This window comes from Jiangella endophytica, assembly GCF_003427025.1.
Lineage (GTDB): Bacteria > Actinomycetota > Actinomycetes > Jiangellales > Jiangellaceae > Jiangella > Jiangella endophytica.
Genome location: NZ_QVAI01000006.1, coordinates 118182 through 134046, shown reverse-complemented (window position 1 = coordinate 134046; position 15865 = coordinate 118182). Strand labels below are relative to the sequence as shown.

General features: G+C 72.9%; 14 protein-coding genes. 9 read left to right on the top strand and 5 right to left on the bottom strand.

The features are described 5' to 3' along the window. Positions 1–37: 37 nt before the first annotated feature. The 3 genes from DZA62_RS14525 to DZA62_RS14515 form a co-directional block, all read right to left on the bottom strand. On the bottom strand, positions 38–1246 hold the full coding sequence (locus tag DZA62_RS14525; RefSeq protein WP_198663770.1) for a cation:proton antiporter: 1209 nt from the start codon (positions 1244–1246) through the stop codon (positions 38–40). A 54-nt stretch (positions 1247–1300) separates the two neighbouring features. Continuing rightward, complete coding sequence (locus tag DZA62_RS37220; RefSeq protein ID WP_157987683.1) at positions 1301–4153, bottom strand: AfsR/SARP family transcriptional regulator; 2853 nt, start codon at positions 4151–4153, stop codon at positions 1301–1303. Between the two features lie 75 nt (positions 4154–4228). After that, a complete protein-coding gene (locus tag DZA62_RS14515; RefSeq protein WP_116949612.1) occupies positions 4229–4975 on the bottom strand; it encodes an SDR family NAD(P)-dependent oxidoreductase in 747 nt (248 codons plus the stop codon). A gap of 149 nt (positions 4976–5124) precedes the next feature. Between DZA62_RS14515 and DZA62_RS14510 the strand changes: the two genes are divergently transcribed. Together DZA62_RS14510 and DZA62_RS14505 are read left to right on the top strand one after the other, a co-directional pair. Continuing rightward, positions 5125–6417, top strand: coding sequence for an L-fuconate dehydratase (locus DZA62_RS14510; protein ID WP_116949611.1), 1293 nt, complete (start codon positions 5125–5127; stop codon positions 6415–6417). Beyond that, complete coding sequence (locus DZA62_RS14505; RefSeq protein WP_116949610.1) at positions 6408–7424, top strand: aldo/keto reductase; 1017 nt, start codon at positions 6408–6410, stop codon at positions 7422–7424. Before DZA62_RS14510 ends, DZA62_RS14505 begins: the two co-directional genes overlap by 10 nt. Here the strand turns inward: DZA62_RS14505 and DZA62_RS14500 are convergent. Further along, on the bottom strand, positions 7384–8091 hold the full coding sequence (locus DZA62_RS14500; protein WP_116949609.1) for a phosphatase PAP2 family protein: 708 nt from the start codon (positions 8089–8091) through the stop codon (positions 7384–7386). The two genes, DZA62_RS14505 and DZA62_RS14500, sit on opposite strands and share 41 nt — an antisense overlap. Before the next feature lie 97 nt (positions 8092–8188). Here DZA62_RS14500 and cysS point away from each other — a divergent pair, with 97 nt between their 5' ends. From cysS to DZA62_RS14475, 6 genes are all read left to right on the top strand, one after another. After that, positions 8189–9637, top strand: coding sequence for a cysteine--tRNA ligase (gene cysS / locus DZA62_RS14495; RefSeq protein ID WP_116949608.1), 1449 nt, complete (start codon positions 8189–8191; stop codon positions 9635–9637). Next, entirely contained in the window at positions 9637–10617 is a 981-nt protein-coding gene (gene rlmB / locus DZA62_RS14490; protein ID WP_116949607.1) for a 23S rRNA (guanosine(2251)-2'-O)-methyltransferase RlmB, read from the top strand. Before cysS ends, rlmB begins: the two co-directional genes overlap by 1 nt. A 73-nt stretch (positions 10618–10690) precedes the next feature. Then, positions 10691–11839, top strand: a complete 1149-nt coding sequence (locus DZA62_RS14485; RefSeq protein ID WP_116949606.1) for an acyl-CoA dehydrogenase family protein — start codon at positions 10691–10693, stop codon at positions 11837–11839. Further along, positions 11836–12630: a TrmH family RNA methyltransferase gene (locus tag DZA62_RS14480; protein ID WP_116949605.1), complete on the top strand. Its 795-nt coding sequence runs from the start codon at positions 11836–11838 to the stop codon at positions 12628–12630. The genes DZA62_RS14485 and DZA62_RS14480 overlap by 4 nt, the downstream gene beginning before the upstream one ends. Before the next feature lie 240 nt (positions 12631–12870). Further along, a complete protein-coding gene (locus DZA62_RS36855) occupies positions 12871–13152 on the top strand; it encodes a hypothetical protein (protein WP_232827465.1) in 282 nt (93 codons plus the stop codon). Then, entirely contained in the window at positions 13119–13664 is a 546-nt protein-coding gene (locus DZA62_RS14475) for a Fic family protein (RefSeq protein WP_232827463.1), read from the top strand. Before DZA62_RS36855 ends, DZA62_RS14475 begins: the two co-directional genes overlap by 34 nt. Before the next feature lie 61 nt (positions 13665–13725). On the opposite strand, the gene DZA62_RS14470 is transcribed toward DZA62_RS14475, so the two are convergent. Continuing rightward, complete coding sequence (locus DZA62_RS14470) at positions 13726–15336, bottom strand: MFS transporter (protein ID WP_408618889.1); 1611 nt, start codon at positions 15334–15336, stop codon at positions 13726–13728. A gap of 94 nt (positions 15337–15430) precedes the next feature. On the opposite strand from DZA62_RS14470, the gene DZA62_RS14465 reads away from it, so the two are divergent. Then, positions 15431–15814: a YciI family protein gene (locus tag DZA62_RS14465; protein WP_232827453.1), complete on the top strand. Its 384-nt coding sequence runs from the start codon at positions 15431–15433 to the stop codon at positions 15812–15814. Positions 15815–15865: the final 51 nt, after the last annotated feature.

Genomic DNA, 15865 nt, shown 5'->3' with positions numbered 1-15865 from the left:
GATGCTCAGGTGAGAGGCACAGGATGTAGCCCGGCGCTCAGGGGCCCGGGTGAGGGTCTGACCGACCCAGTGAGTCCCGGGCGGCGCGGCCGTCGAGCAGTCGCAGGGCGACCGCGGGGAAGACCAGGACCGACAGCATCCCGGCGCCGACCAGCGCACTCGCCATGCCCGACGACAGGACGCCCTCGTCCTGTGCGATTCGGGTGATGACGACGAGCAGTGGCAGCGCCGTCGCCGCCAGCAGGCCCATCGCCGCGGCGTGACGTACGCCGAGGGTGCGGGCCTGCAGCAGCGCCGTCGGGCCGCCGCGCACGACCAGGAAGAGCACCAGGAACACCGGGACCAGCGCCAGGGTCGACGGGTCGGCCAGTGCGTCGACGTCGAAGCGCACGCCGCTGACGATGAAGAAGATCGGGATGAGGAAGCCGAACCCGATGCCCTCGAGTCGCGACAGCACCTCGTCGGACTCGCTCGGGACGCCGGTGTCCAGGAACAGATGGATCACGACGCCGGAGGCGAAGGCGCCCATCACGGGATCGAGGTCGAGGGTCTCGGCCAGCGCCACCATCGCGACGGAGACCAGCACGCAGAAGCGGACCGCCACCTGTGCGCTGGTCCCGAGCGTCACGGTTACCAGCCGGGCCACGGCAGGGTGCCGCGGGCGCCTGGCCAATGCCGCCGCTCCAGCCGCGACCAGCGCGAACACCACCAGCACCGCGGTCGTGTGCGCCGGGCGCTCACCGCTCAGGGCGAAGGCGACCGCGACGATCGGCAGGAACTCGCCGGTCGCGCCGACGGCGAGGAAACGGGTCCCGAACTCGGTGCGCAGCAGTCCGCGGTCGCGGATGACCGGCAGGATCGCACCGAGCGTCGTCGTGGTCAGGGCCAGCGCGATCACCAGACCGGCATCGGCGCCGGCGATCAGCAGGCCCACCCCGATGCCGAGCACCAGCGAGGCGAACCAGGCCGACACGGCAGCGCGCAGCGGTGCGCCGCGGATGCGCGCGTACTCCAGTTCGTAGCCGGCGAGCAGCATGAGGAACGCCAGCCCGAGATCGGACAGCGCGTCGACCACGCCGGTTGCGCGCACCCAGTTCAGGACGGCCGGCCCGATGAGGATGCCGAGCCCGATCTGCAGGACGACCGACGGCACCAGGACGACGCGCGCGAGCCGGTCGGCGATGATCGGGGCCAGCACGGCGGCCGCGAGCACCACGGTCAGCATCACCGACGACTCGCTGGTCACGGCCCACCCCCCTGTGCTCCGTATGCCCCAATCTAGGGCCGCCGGGGGCGATGGTCAGGTCTCGCGCAGGACCGAAGGTGGTTCGGGGACGGGTGCGGCCATGATCTCGTCGATCGTGTCGTCGGTGAGTGCGCCGCTTTCGCGGAGGAGTTCGAGGGCGTGTCGCCAGCCGGCGCGGGCGGCGTCGACGTCGCCGAGTCGGTGTTGTGCGGTGGCGAGTCGCCAGAGGGCCATGACGTGCCGGCGCATGTGTCCGGACCGCACGTAGATCTCGGCGGCCTGCCCTGCCGTCGTGAGTGCGTCGGCGGGGCGTTCCTGGTCGAGGTGGAGCTGGCTGAGGTTGAGCAGGACCCCGGCCCTGCCGATCTCGTCGCCATTCGCCTGGAAGGCTCGCAAAGCGTCCTGGTAGGCGTCGACGGCGGCGGCGTGGTCGCCCTGGAGGTACAGCGACCAGGCGAGGTTCCCGCGAGTGCGGGCCGCCAGGGGGTCGTCGCCCGCGTCCAGGTAGTTCGCGAGCGCTCGGCGGTGATACCTGACGCCGTCGGCGTACCGCCCGGCCAGACAGCACATGTTGCCGAAGGAGTCCGCGACCAGTGCCTGGCCGCGGGGGTCGGCGAGGTCTTCGTAGATGTGCAGTGCGGTTTGGAGGTGGGTCTCGGCGTCGTCGAGCCGGCCGTGGATGGCCGCGGCGATGCCGACGTCGTGGTGGGCGGTGGCGGTCCAGGCGGGGTGGCCGGCTCGTGCGGCGGCGTCGAGGGCGATGGTGGTGACGGTGTCGAGCTCGGCCCAGAGGGTCTGGGTGTGGAAGAGCTGGACGAGTACCGCGGAGAGGCCGGTGACCAGGGCGGGGCCGTGGTCGGGCAGGGTCGCGGCGTAGCGGACGGAGGTGACCAGGGCGGTCGCTTCGGCCCGCACCCAGGCTCCGGCGGCCCCGCTGTCGGCGAGATCGAGGGGGGCCTCGGTGACCTCGTCGGCGGGGGTGCCGGTCTCCAGTCGCCACGGCCGTCCGGGTGCCAGTACCAGCATGGCCGCGCGGGCGGTGGCGAGTTGGTGGTGGACGACGCGCAGGCGGGCGGTGCGGCGTTCGGCGGGGGTGAGGGTCTCGGTGGCGCGTTCTTGGGCGTAGAGGCGCAGTAGGTCGTGCAGGACGTAGCGGTCGGGTGCGGTGGTGTCGAGGAGGCGGGCCTCGACGAGGCGGTCGAGTTGGGTGGTGGTGGTGGTGACGGGTTGGGCGGTGAGGGCGGCGATGACGGGGGCGGTGGCGTCGGGCAGGTGCAGCGCGCCGAGGGTGGTGAAGGTGTGGGCGGTGTCTTTGGGCAGGGCGAGGTAGCCGACCGCGCAGCTGGCGCGGACGGCGAGGTCGCCGTGTTCGAGTTCGTCGAGGCGGGCGGTGCTGTGGTGCAGCCGGTCGCGCAGGGTGGTGAGGGCCCAGTCCGGGCGGGCGAGCAGGCGGGCGCCGGCGATGCGCAGTGCCAGGGGCAGCCGGTCGCACATGTGGGCGATCTCGGTGGCGGCGTCGGGTTCGGCGTGGACGCGGCCGGCGCCGGCCAACCGGCCCAGGAGCGCGACGGCGTCGGTGTCGGTGAGTGCGTCGAGCCGTAGGTGGGAGGCGACGTCGAGGGTGCCGAGCACGGCGCGGCTGGTGATGAGGACGGCCGATCCGGATGACCGGCCGGGCAGCAGTGGCCGGACCTGTGCGGTGTCGGCGGCGTTGTCCAGCACGATCAGCAGGTGGCGGTCGGCGGTGACGGAGCGGAACAGGGCGGCGGCTTCGTCGGTGGTGGCGGGGATGTCGAGGTCGGGGACACGCAGCGAGCGCAGCAGCCGGCTCAGCGCGTCGCGCGGCGGCAGCGGTTCCGCGCCCGGCGTCGACCCCTGCAGATTCAGATACAGCTGGCCGTCGGGGAACGTGTCGGCCACCATGTTGGCGGCCTGCCGGGCCAGCGCGGACTTGCCGACCCCGCCCAGGCCGCTGATCGCGACCACCGCCGGGGTGTCCGGGCCGGGCCGGTCGCGCAGCCGGTCGACCAGTTCGTGCAGCTGGGTGTCGCGGCCGACGAACGAGCTCTCCGCGGCCGGCAGCTGCGACGGCGCCACCACCCCCGGCGACGAGGATGCCGAGGCGACGCCCGAGGGGGCGCCCGAGGTGCCCGAGGCGGCGGCGGGGGTGGCTGGGGCGTCGGTGTCGGCGAGGATCGTCTGGTGCAGGTCGCGTAGGTCCGCGCCGGGTTCGAGGCCGAGTTCGTCGACGGCGGTGCGGCGGGCGTCGCGGTAGGTCTGCAGCGCTTCGGCGGAGCGTCCGGAGCGGTGTAGGGCGAGCATCAGCAGCCCGCGCAGTTCCTCACGCAGCGGGTGCTCGGCGACCAGCGCCGCCAGCTCGCCCACCGCGGCGCCGTGCCGGCCCAGGGCGAGGTCGGCGCGCAACCGGTCGGCCAGCGCGACCAGCCGCAGCTCGCTCAGCCGCGCCACCTGCACCCGCACCGGTTCGACGTCCTCGTGCCCGGCGTAGGGGACGCCACGCCACAGGTCGAGCGCGGCGCTCAGCGTGTCGTGCGCGGCCCGCGCGTCACCGGCGCCGAGCTGGCGGTGCCCGGCCACGATCGCGTGTGCGAACCGGGTGTCGTCGGCCTCGGCCGCGGCGACCCGCAGCCGGTACCCGGCCGGGCCGAGAACGATCCGGTCCGGCCCCAGCCGGTGCCGCAGCCGATGCACGTACACCTGCAGGTTCGCCCGCGCCGACACCGGCGCGTCGTCCCACAACAGATCGGCCAGCCGATCGGCCGGCACCGCCTCGTCGCGATGGCACAACAACACCGTCAGCAACAACACCTGCTTCGCCGCCACGGGCGTGACCTCGACGCCGGAATCGTCCAGGACCCGCACCGGCCCCAGCACCCCGAACTCCACTCGTCGTCCCCCACGTCGACCATCACCCCGGCACACCAGCCCGACAGTCTACGGCCGCGCAACCGCGCGGCGCGGTCACTTGCGCAGGCGCAGGGCTTGCATGCCTCCGTCGACGGCGATGGTCGTGCCGGTGACGGAGCCGGCCGTCGGGCCGGCGAGGTAGGCGATGGCGGCCGCGATGTCGTCGGGCGGGACGAGGCGGCCGGTGGGCTGGCGGGCCTCGAGCGCGGCGCGTTCGGCGGCGGGGTCGGGGGCGGCGTCGAGGAGGCGGGTGACCCAGGGGGTGTCGGCGGTGCCGGGGTTGACGGCGTTGACGCGGATGCCGTCGGGGAGGTGGTCGGCCGCCATGGCCTGGGTGAGAGAGAGGACGGCGCCCTTGGTGGCGGAGTACAGCGCGCGCTGGGGCAGCCCGGCGGTGGCGGCGATGGAGCAGACGTTGACGATGGCGGCGTGCTGCGAGCGCCGCAGGAACGGCAGGGCGGCGCGGGTGACGCGGACCATGCCGACGACGTTGACGTCGAAGACGCGGTGCCATTCGTCGTCGGGGTTGTCCTCGACCGTGCCGGCGGCGCCGATGCCGGCGTTGTTGACGACGATGTCGAGGCCGCCGAAGTGGTCGGCGACGGCGGTGACGGCGGTGGCGACGGCGTCGGGGTCGGTGACGTCGCACTGGACGGCGTAGAGGTCGGCGGGTGCGTCGTCGACGGCACGGTCCAGCACCCCGACCGACGCGCCGGACGAGGCCAGCAGTCGTGCCGTGGCCAGTCCGATGCCCGACGCACCGCCGGTGACCACCGCTGTCAGGCCGTCCAGTTCACCCATCGTCCGCTCCCGTTTCGTCGAGGCTCGATCGCGCGAGACATCCTATGTCACCCTGGTCAGACCACACCATGCGGCCGCGACCGTGGCACACTGTGCGGACAGACATCCGATGTTCTGCGTTGCCGAGCCACCGAACGAGAAGGGTCGCCATGAGCCAGATCACCGCTCTCGACACATTCGACCTGCGTTTTCCGACGTCGCGGATGTTGGACGGTTCGGACGCGATGAACCCGGACCCGGACTACTCCGCCGCCTACGTGATCCTGCGGGTCGACGACGACGGTCCCGACGGTCACGGGTTCGTGTTCACGATCGGCCGTGGCAACGACGTGCAGGTCGCGGCCATCGACGCGCTCCGGCCGCTGCTGGTCGGCGCGGACGTCGAGGCGCTGCTGGCGGACCTCGGCGGTGCGTGGCGGCGGCTGGTGCACGATTCGCAGCTGCGCTGGCTGGGCCCGGAGAAGGGCGTCATGCACATGGCGATCGGCGCCGTGGTGAACGCGCTGTGGGACCTCGCCGCCAAGCGCGCCGGCGTCCCGCTGTGGCGGCTGCTGTCCGACCTCTCGCCGGAGCGCCTCGTCGACCTCGTCGACTTCCGCTACCTCACCGACGCGCTCGACCCGTCCGAGGCGCTGCACCTGCTGCAGGCCGCTGAGCCGGGTCGCGAGGAGCGGGCGGCGCGGCTGCTGGCCGAGGGCTACCCGGCCTACACGACCACGCCCGGCTGGCTCGGCTACGACGACGCCAAACTGGCCCGGCTCACCCGCGAGGCCATCGACGCCGGGTTCACGCAGATCAAGCTGAAGGTCGGCGGCGACCTCGACGACGACGTCCGCCGCCTGGGCATCGCCCGGGAGATCTGCGGCCCCGACATCCGCATCGCCGTCGACGCCAACCAGCGCTGGGACGTCGACGAGGCGGTGCGCTGGGTGAAGGAGCTGGCCCCGTTCGACCCGTGGTGGGTGGAGGAGCCGACCAGCCCCGACGACGTTCTCGGCCACGCCGCCATCGCACAACGCATCGCCCCGATCCGGGTCGCCACCGGCGAGCACGTCGCCAACCGGGTCGTGTTCAAGCAGCTGCTCCAGGCCGGCGGGACCCAGATCGTGCAGATCGACGCGACCCGGGTCGCCGGGGTCAACGAGAACCTGGCGATCCTGCTGCTCGCGGCCAAGTTCGGCGTCCCGGTCTGCCCGCACGCGGGCGGCGTCGGGCTGTGCGAGGCCGTCCAGCACCTGGCCATGGCCGACTACGTCGCCATCTCCGGCACGATGCAGGACCGGGTCATCGAGTACGTCGACCACCTGCACGAGCACTTCGCCGACCCGGTCCGCATCGAGAGCGGCCGCTACCGCGCTCCCGAGCGACCGGGCGCGGGAACGGAGATCCTGGTCCCGTCGATCCGCGCGCACCGGTACCCGGACGGCGACGTATGGCGCTGACACCCTCCGCTGACCGCGGCGCGCCGGTCCTGGCGCGGCAGCACAGGCTCACCCGGCTCGGGTTCGGCGCGGCCCCGATCGCCGGGCTCTACACCGCCGTCGACGAGGACACCGCAGCCGCCACCGTCGACGCCGCCTGGGCGGCCGGGGTCCGCTACTTCGACACCGCGCCGCATTATGGGCTCGGCGTGTCCGAGCAGCGGCTGGGCGCGGCACTGGCCGCTCGGCCGCGGGACGAGTTCGTGGTGTCGACCAAGGCGGGGCGGCTGCTGGTGCCCGACGACCGTGGCGGCAGCGACGACGAGGCCGGCTTCGCCGTCGCCGCCACCCACCGCCGGGTCTGGGACCTCAGCCGTGACGGCATCCGCCGCAGCCTCGACGGCAGCCTGACCCGGCTCGGCCTGGACCGGGTCGACGTCCTCTACCTGCACGATCCGGAGGACCGGCTGGACGAGGCGCTGGCCACCGCGATCCCGGCGCTGGCCGAGCTGCGCGACGAGGGCGCCGTCACCGCCGTCGGCGCCGGCTCGAAGGACGCCGCGGCGCTGACGCGGCTGGTCCGTGCCGGTGGCCTGGACGTCGTCATGGTGGCCGGCCGCTACACGCTGCTCGAACAGCCCGCGCTCACCGACCTGTTCCCCGCCTGCGCCGCCGCCGGCACCGACGTCGTCGCCGCCGGAGTGTACAACTCGGGGCTGCTCGCCGCGCCGGACCCGGACCCGGCCGGCACCTACGAGTACGACGCCGTGCCGCCGCCCGTGCTGGCCCGCGCCCGCGACCTCGCCGCCGTCTGCGCCGAGCACGGCGCCGTGCTGCCGCACGCCGCGCTGCGGTTCCCGCTGCGCCACCCGCTGGTCCGGTCGGTCGTCGTCGGCATGCGCAGTCCGGCCGAGGTCCGGCAGAATGCCGCCTGGCTGGACGCCCCCGTCGCGGACGAGCTCTGGGCAGCCCTGGAGGACCGCGGGCTCATCGCCGCGGGCGCCGCCACCGCAACGGCGGCACCCTGAGCACCGTCACCGAGATCATCAGCGCCAGCAGGCCCAGCGCCATGCCGCCCGGGATGTCGCTGACCCAGTGGTAGTCGAGGGCCGTCATGAGGAACCCGGTGACCAGCACGCCGGCCGCGGCCACCCAGAGGTAGCGGCGGAACCGGACCGGGTCGGGTTTCAGTCCGTTCGCGCCGAACAGCACCACGACCAGCAGGAACCAGGTGAGCGTGGCGTTGGCGGTGTGCCCGGACGGGAACGCCTGGCCGACGCTGTGCAGGACGTCCTGCCCGCTGGCCGGCGGGGTGCGGCCCAGCCCGAACTTGATCCAGTACCCGATGAACAGGACCGTGGCCAGCCCCGACGCGATGGCGATGGGCACCCGGACGCTGCGCTGCTTGTAGGCGACGAACAGACCCACCGCGGCGATGATCGGCAGCGTGTAAAGTCGCTGCCCGCCGAGGCTGGCCAGGGCGTCGAGCAGGGCCTTCGTGGTGCCGTCGGGCTGACGGGCGTCGACGTAGACGTGAAAGTCCCAGTCCCAGGCGATGAACCAGCCGCGCTCGAGGACCAGCCAGGTCATGAGGCCCAGCACGGCGGCGCTGATCAGACCGGCCGACACCGACGGAGCCCACCACGGCCACTCACGCCGGGTGGACACTCGGGTCTGTGCGTCGTCGGTCACCATGGTCACCGTTCATTGTTCCCCATCGGACCGGTGATGTGGGAACGGCGAGGTCGCCCGCGGGGCCGTACAGAGGCTCCGGAGTGGCTACCCTTGTCCGGTGAGTCTTCGCCTGTACGACACGGCCAGCAGTGAGTTCCACGACTTCGTCCCGGTGGTCCCGGGCCAGGTCGGGATCTACCACTGTGGGCTGACCGTGCAGGGACCGCCGCACATCGGCCACATCCGCAAGGAAGTCGTCTTCGACGTGTTGCGGCGCTGGTTCGAGCACAACGGCTACGAGGTCACCATCGTGGCCAATGTCACCGACATCGACGACAAGATCCTCACCAAGTCGGCCGAGGCGGACCGCCCATGGTGGGCGTGGGCGTACGAGAACGAGCGCGCGCTCGACGCCGCCTACGAGGTGCTCGGATGCCTTCCGGCCACGTATCAGCCGCGGGCCACCGGGCACATCCCCGAGATGATCGAGCTGATGGACGAGCTGATCGAGCGCGGGCACGCCTACGCGGCCGAGGACGGCTCCGGCGACGTCTACTTCGACGTGCGCTCGTGGCCGTCGTACGGCGAGCTGTCCGGCCAGAAGATCGACGAGATGGAGGCGGCCGCCGACGCCGACCCCCGCGGCAAGCGCGACCCCCGCGACTTCGCGCTGTGGAAGGGGCACAAGCCCGGCGAGCCGGAGACCGCCTCCTGGGCCACGCCGTTCGGCCGCGGCCGGCCCGGCTGGCACCTGGAGTGCTCGGCGATGGCTGGTAAGTACCTCGGCGCCGAGTTCGACATCCACGGCGGCGGCATCGACCTGCGCTTCCCGCACCACGAGAACGAGCTGGCCCAGTCCCGCGCGGCCGGACACGCGTTCGCCCGCACGTGGATGCACAACGGCTGGGTCACCACCGCCGGCGAGAAGATGAGCAAGTCGCTGGGCAACTCGCTGCTGGTCGCCGACGTCGTGCAGCGCATCCGGCCGATCGAGCTGCGCTACTACCTCGCCGCGCCGCACTACCGCAGCCACGTCGAGTTCTCCGAGGAGGCGCTGGCCGAGGCGGCCGCCGCGTTCCGGCGCATCGAGGGCTACGTCGTCCGCGCGACCGAGGTGACCACCGACGTCAGGCCGGCGGCGGACGTCCCCGCGGCGTTCCGGGAGGCCATGGACGACGACCTCTCCGTGCCGCAGGCGCTGGCCGTGCTGTTCGACACCGTCCGCGAGGGCAACACGCTGCTCACGTCGGGCGAGCGGGTCGAGCTGCGGGCCAATCTCGCGTCGGTGCGGGCCATGCTCGGCGTCCTGGGCCTCGACCCGCTCGCCGAGCCGTGGCTGGGCCTGGCGACGGTCGGCAGTGGCGGCGATCGCTTGCGTGGCGCCGTCGACGTCCTCGTCCAGACGGTCCTCGAGCAGCGCCAGCGGGCGCGCGAGAACCGCGACTTCGCCACGGCCGACGCCCTGCGCGACCGGCTCAAGGCGGCCGGCATCGTCGTCGAGGACAACCCCGACGGCACCCGCTGGCAACTGTCCGATGAACCGGGCGACCTCGGAGGAAATCACTGATGGCCGGCAACTCTCAGCGCCGCGGCGCCATGCGCAAGACGGGCACGAAGAAGGGCATGGTCGTCGGGTCCGGCGGTCAGCGGCGCAAGGCGCTCAAGGGCAAGGGCCCCACGCCCAAGGCCGAGGAGCGCACCGCGCACCCGGCCGCGCGCAAGGCGGCCGCGGCCCGCAAGGCCGCCGATCGGACCGGCGCGCCTCGCCGCGGCGGAGCCTCGGGGAAGCCGGGCGCCGCCGAGATCGTCGCCGGGCGCAACGCGGTCGTCGAGGCGCTACGGGCCGAGGTGCCGGTCAAGGCGCTCTACGTGGCCGAGCGCATCGACAGCGACGACCGCGTCCGCGAGGTGCTGAAGATCGCCGCCGAGCGGAGCCTGCCGCTGCTGGAGGCGCCGCGGTCGGAGCTGGACCGCCTCACCAGCGGCGCCGTGCACCAGGGGCTGGCGCTGACGCTGCCGCCGTACGAGTACGCCGACCCCGCCGACCTCGTCAAAGCGGCCTTCGACGCCGGTGAGGTGCCGCTCGTCGTCGCGCTCGACGGCATCACCGACCCGCGCAACCTGGGCGCCGTCGTCCGCTCCGCCGCCGCGTTCGGGGCCCACGGGGTCGTCGTCCCCGAGCGGCGCAGCGCCGGCATGACGGCCGGCGCCTGGAAGACCTCCGCCGGCGCGGCCGCCCGGCTGCCCGTCGCGAAGGCGACCAACATGGCCCGGGCGCTGCGCGCGTACCAGGATGCCGGGCTGTTCGTCGTCGGGCTCGACGGCGCCGGCGACACCGACATCGCGGCCGCCCGTGCGCTGGACCAGCCGCTGTGCCTGGTGGTCGGGTCCGAGGGCGCCGGCATGTCCCGCATCGTCACCGAGACCTGCGATCTGGTCGTGCGCATCCCCATCGTGAGCAGCGTCGAGTCGCTCAACGCGGGCGTCGCGGCCGGGGTCGCGCTCTACGAGGTCACCCGGGCCAGGAACGGCACGGAGTCGCGGTAGGCTACGGCCGATCACTGACGCCGTCGCCCGGGCGATCCCCGGTCACGGCGCCGAACCGCGGAGGTAACCGGACGTGTCCGTGGAGCGCATGCTGCCCACGCCCGAGGCCGTCGACCTGATCGGCCTGATTCGCGACATCGCCGAGCGCGAACTGCGCCCGCGAGCAGCGGCAGCGGAGGAGGCGGGTGAGTACCCGCGCGACCTCGTCCGCACGCTGGGCCGCATCGGCCTGCTCGGCCTGCCGTACGAGGAGACCTACGGTGGCGGCGCCCAGCCGTACGAGGTCTACCTCCAGAGCCTGGAGGAGCTGGCCGAGCGCTGGGCCACCGTCGCGCTGACCGTCAGCGTCCACTCGCTGTCCTGCTGGCCGCTCGCCACGCACGGCACGATCGAACAGCGCAAACGCTGGCTGCCCGATCTCATCGGCGGCGACCTGCTGGGCGCCTACTGCCTGTCCGAGCCGCACGCCGGCTCCGACGCGGCCGCGTTGACCACGCGAGCGGTGCGCGACGGCGACGCGTACGTACTGACCGGCACCAAGGCGTGGATCACCCACGGCGGCATCGCCGACTTCTACACCGTCTTCGCCCGCACCTCCGACGACGCCTCGCAGGGCATCTCGTGCTTCCTGCTGCCGGCCGACCTCCCGGGGCTCTCCTTCGGCGCGCCGGAGAAGAAGATGGGCCTGACGGCCTCACCGACGACCATCGTCAACCTCGACGGCGTCAGGGTGCCGGTCGAGCGGCGCATCGGCCGCGAGGGCGACGGCTTCGGCATCGCGCTCGAGGCGCTGAACTCCGGCCGGCTCGGCGTCGCCGCCATCGCGACCGGGCTCGCGGAGGCCGCGTTGCGGGCGGCGGCCGAGTACGCGCAGGAGCGGGAGCAGTTCGGCCGGCCGATCATCGACCACCAGGGCCTCGGGTTCCTGCTGGCCGACATGGCGGCGGCGGTCGAGAGCGCCCGCGCCCTCTACGTCGTCGCGGCCCGCCGCCGCGACGCGTCGCTGCCGTTCCGGCACCAGGCCAGCGTGGCGAAGCTGGTGGCCACCGACAACGCGATGCGGGTGACGACGGACGCCATCCAGGTGCTCGGCGGCGCCGGTTACACCCGCGACCACCCGGTCGAGCGGTACTTCCGCGAGGCCAAGGTCATGCAGATCTTCGAGGGCACCAACCAGATCCAGCGGCTGGTCATCTCGCGCGGGCTCCGGTCGCCCGAGTGAGGGCGGTCGAACGGCGCAACGCCACGTTCCAGCAGTGGCAGGCGTTGCTGACCAACCGGTCGAAGCGGCAGTCCAGCGGTCAGCTGCTCGTGCAGGGCGTGCGGCCGATCTCGCTGGCCGCCGCGGCGGGCGTGCCGTTCGTCTCCCTGCTGTTCGACGGCCGGCCCCGGCCGTCTGCGTGGGCGGCCGACCTCATGGCATCGGGCGTGGCGCCGGTCGTGCGGGTGGCGCCGTCGCTGCTGGCCGAGCTCGGCGAACGGTCCGACGGCGCGCCCGAGCTGCTCGCCGTCGTTCGCCGCCCCGACGACACCTCACTGGACCGGCTGCCGGCGGTGGCCGATCCGCTGGTCGTGGTGTTCGACCGGCCGGTCAGCCCGGGCAACGTCGGGTCGCTGGTGCGGTCGGCGGACGCGCTGGGTGCGCACGCGGTGGTCGTGACGGGGCATGCGGCGGACCCGTGGGATCCGCAGGCGGTCCGCGCCAGCACCGGCTCGATGTTCACGATCCCGGTGCTGCGGCTGCCCGGGCCGGCACCGCTCGTGGACTGGGCCGCGGGACGTGCGACGGTGGTGGGGACGGACGAGACCGGCACGGTCGACCTCGCCGAGGCGCCGCTGGCCGGTGGCGCCGTCGTCGTGATCGGCAACGAGACGACCGGCATGAGCCGGGCCTGGCGCGACGGCTGCGACGTGGTCGCCCGCATCCCCATGACCGGCGGCGCCAGCTCCCTCAACGCGGCCGCCGCCGGCGCCGTCGTGCTCTACGAGGCCCTGCGTCAGCGCTCGCGGTGATCCTTTCATCACCACCGCGTCCATTTAAGTACGTGGCCTCAAACTTCAGTGGAGTGGTGGCGGGTGAAAAGATAAATGCGATGGCCTCTTGGGGGGCTGCGTACTGGGAGTCGCAGCGGCAGTCCGGCATTCCTGGAAGAGCGCAGCGTGCGGGCTCGTACTGACGTGACGTTCCCGACGCAGTCGACGGTCTCGCCCTCGCGGTGCGCGGCGACCTCTCCCGTCAGGTCGCCACAGGCGGTGGCGCTGGCCGAACGGGGACGGTCGGAGTCGGTGCGGGGCGTGAGCGAGCAGGCTCGCCTGGTCGCCAACAACGTGACCGTCGTCCGCCGGTCGACGACCGAGCTGGTCGAAGCCGACCAACTGACCGTCGAAGGCATCGTCGACCTCCACGCCTCGTTGCTGCCCGATCAGCCGCAGCACCACGGCCTGCGCACGGTGCAGAACCGGATCGGCGGTCGGACCGGAACCCGATCGGCACCGACTTCGTGCCGCCTGCGGCGGAGCGGGTGCCGGAGTTGATGGCCGACCTCCTCGACTATCTCAACGGTGCCGCTCACGCCCCGTTGATCCAGGCGGCCGTGGTACACGCGCAGTTCGAGACGATCCACCCCTTCACCGATGGCAACGGGCGAGTCGGCCGGGTGCTCATCCACACCGTCCTCGCCCGCCGTGGCGCGACCCAGCAGGCAGTGCTGCCGATCAGCCTGGTGCTCGCCACGCTGCGCGATCGGTACATCGCCGGACCCGGGGCCTATAGGCACGAGGCGGTCGCGGGCAGCGCGGCGGCCAGTGCGGCCGTCAAGCTGACGAGGATTCTCGACGTCTCGTTCCCGGCCGCGACGGCGGCACTGGAGGAACTACGTCAGGCCGGCATCCTGCGCACCAAGGCGATCGAGCGCGGCGCGACAGCCAATGTCGCCGGCGAAGTGCTCGACCTCGTCACGCCGGCGGAGCGGGCACTGGCGAGTACGAAGTTCGACACCAGGGCGGCGGCTCCGGTACGTCCCGTCCCCGCCATCCCCGGCGCCTGAACGCGCGAGAGCCGGGGCCGGTCGGAGGACCGGCCCCGGCTCCCGGGACAGCGCTCGAGGATCAGGCCGCCACGGGCTCCTCGGCCTCGGACGCCTCCGCCGTCGCCGCCTCGGGGGCGGGAGCGGCCGGCTGGAACCGGCGGAACAGGCTGACCCCGACGATCGCGAAGAGGAACATCGCGGTGGCGCCGATGCCGGCGACGGTGTTGAGGCCGGTCATGAACGCCTCGCGAGCGGCATCCAGCAGCGGGGCGGCCACGTCGCCGGGCAGCTGGGCGGCGGCGACGGCCGCACCGGCCAGGGAGTCCTGGGCGGCGGTGGCCAGCTCCGCCGGGGTGCCGGCGGGGATGGTCAGCTCGGAGCGGTAGACCGCGGTGCCGAGGCTGCCGAGCATCGCGATGCCGAGGGCGATGCCGAACTCGCCGCTGGTCTCGGAGACGGACGCCGCGGAGCCGGCCTTCTCGGGCGGGGCGGAGCTGACGACGATGTCGGCCGTCAGAGCGGCGCCCGGGCCCAGGCCCACGGTGGCGACGATCATGCCGCCGACGATCAATCCGAGGCCGCCGGTCGCGCCGGCCAGCGTCATCAGGAACAGCCCGGCCGCCGCCACGGCCATCCCGCCGCCGATCACCCAGCCGGCGCCGACCTTCTGGTTCAGGACCGGGCCGAACATGGTGCCACCGATCATCGCGACGGCCGGCGGGACCAGCCAAAGCCCGGCCTCCAGCGGCGACAGGCCCTGGACCAGCTGCAGGTACTGGCTGACGAAGAGGAACATGCCGCCCATCGCGAAGCCGCCGACGGAGAAGATGCCCAGTGCCGAGCTGAACCGCTTGTTACGGAACAGCCGCAGGTCCAGCAGCGGGTCGTCCAGGCGCAGCTGCCGGCGGATGAACGTGACGCCCACGACCGCGCCGGCGACGACGGCGCCCAGCGCCACGGTGCTCACGCCGTCCTTCGCCAGCTCCTTCAAGCCGTAGATGATCGGCAGGATGGTGCCCAGCGACAGTCCCACGCTGACGAGGTCGAGGCGGCCGGCGTCGGGGTTGCGGTGCTCGGGCAGCAGCACGGGGCCGGTCGTCAGGAGCAGCACCATCACCGGGACGCCGAGCAGGAACACCGAGCCCCACCAGAACGCCTCCAGCAGCACACCGCCGACGGCCGGGCCGAGTGCCGTCCCGCCCATGAAGCAGCTCATCCAGACCGCGATCGCGACGCCGCGCTGCTTCGGGTCCTTGAACATGTTGGTGATCAGGCCGAGCGTCGACGGCATCAGCGTCGCGCCGGCGATGCCCAGCACCGTCCGGGTCGCGATCAGCATCTCCGCGCTGGTGGACCACGCCGCCAGCACCGACGCGGCGGCGAAGCAGACCGCACCGATCATCAGCAGCTTCCGCCGGCCGATCCGGTCGCCCAGCGTGCCCATGGTGATGAGGAAGCCGGCCACCATGAAGCCGTAGATGTCGGTGATCCACAGCAGCTGGGTGCTGCTCGGCTGCAGGTCCGCCGCCAGGTGCGGCAGCGCCAGGTAGAGCACGCTCATGTCGAGCGCGAGCAGCAGCGTGGGCAGGGCCAGTACAGCCAGGCCGATCCACTGGCGCTTGCCGGCTCGCTCCACAGGAGCCGAGGTGTCGATGGTCGTCACGGTGGTCCCTCTCTCAGGTTCTTCGATCGCGCTGTCACTCGGTACGTCGCGGTCGCGGAACGGATTTCGACACCGGCTTATGTGACCTGAGTCACACCGAAATCGTGAGAGGGTGGACGCCGTGAAGTACCTGATGCTCATCTACAACAACCAGGGCGCCGGCCCCGACCCTGACGCGGAGGCCCGGCTGCAGGGACACGTCACCCTGTTCAAGGAGCTCAACGCGTCCAGGACGGTGCTCAGCTCGGCCGCGCTCGGCGACGGCTCCGGCGTACGAACGGTGCGCGCGGGCGCCCACGGCGGCGCGCCCGCCGTCACCGACGGCCCGTTCCTGGAGGCCAAGGAGCTGCTGGCCGGCTACTACCTGGTCGACTGCGAGACGCCGGAGGAGGCGGCGGCCATCGCGGCGCGCATCCCGTGCGGCGCCGGCGGCGCGGTCGAGATCCGCCCGGTGAACGAGGAGGTCACCGACGCCGTCCGCGGCGGTGCGCCGTACCGCGTCTGACCGAACACGAGGGGCGGGTCACCAGCCGGTGACCCGCCCCTCGTCGTGCGT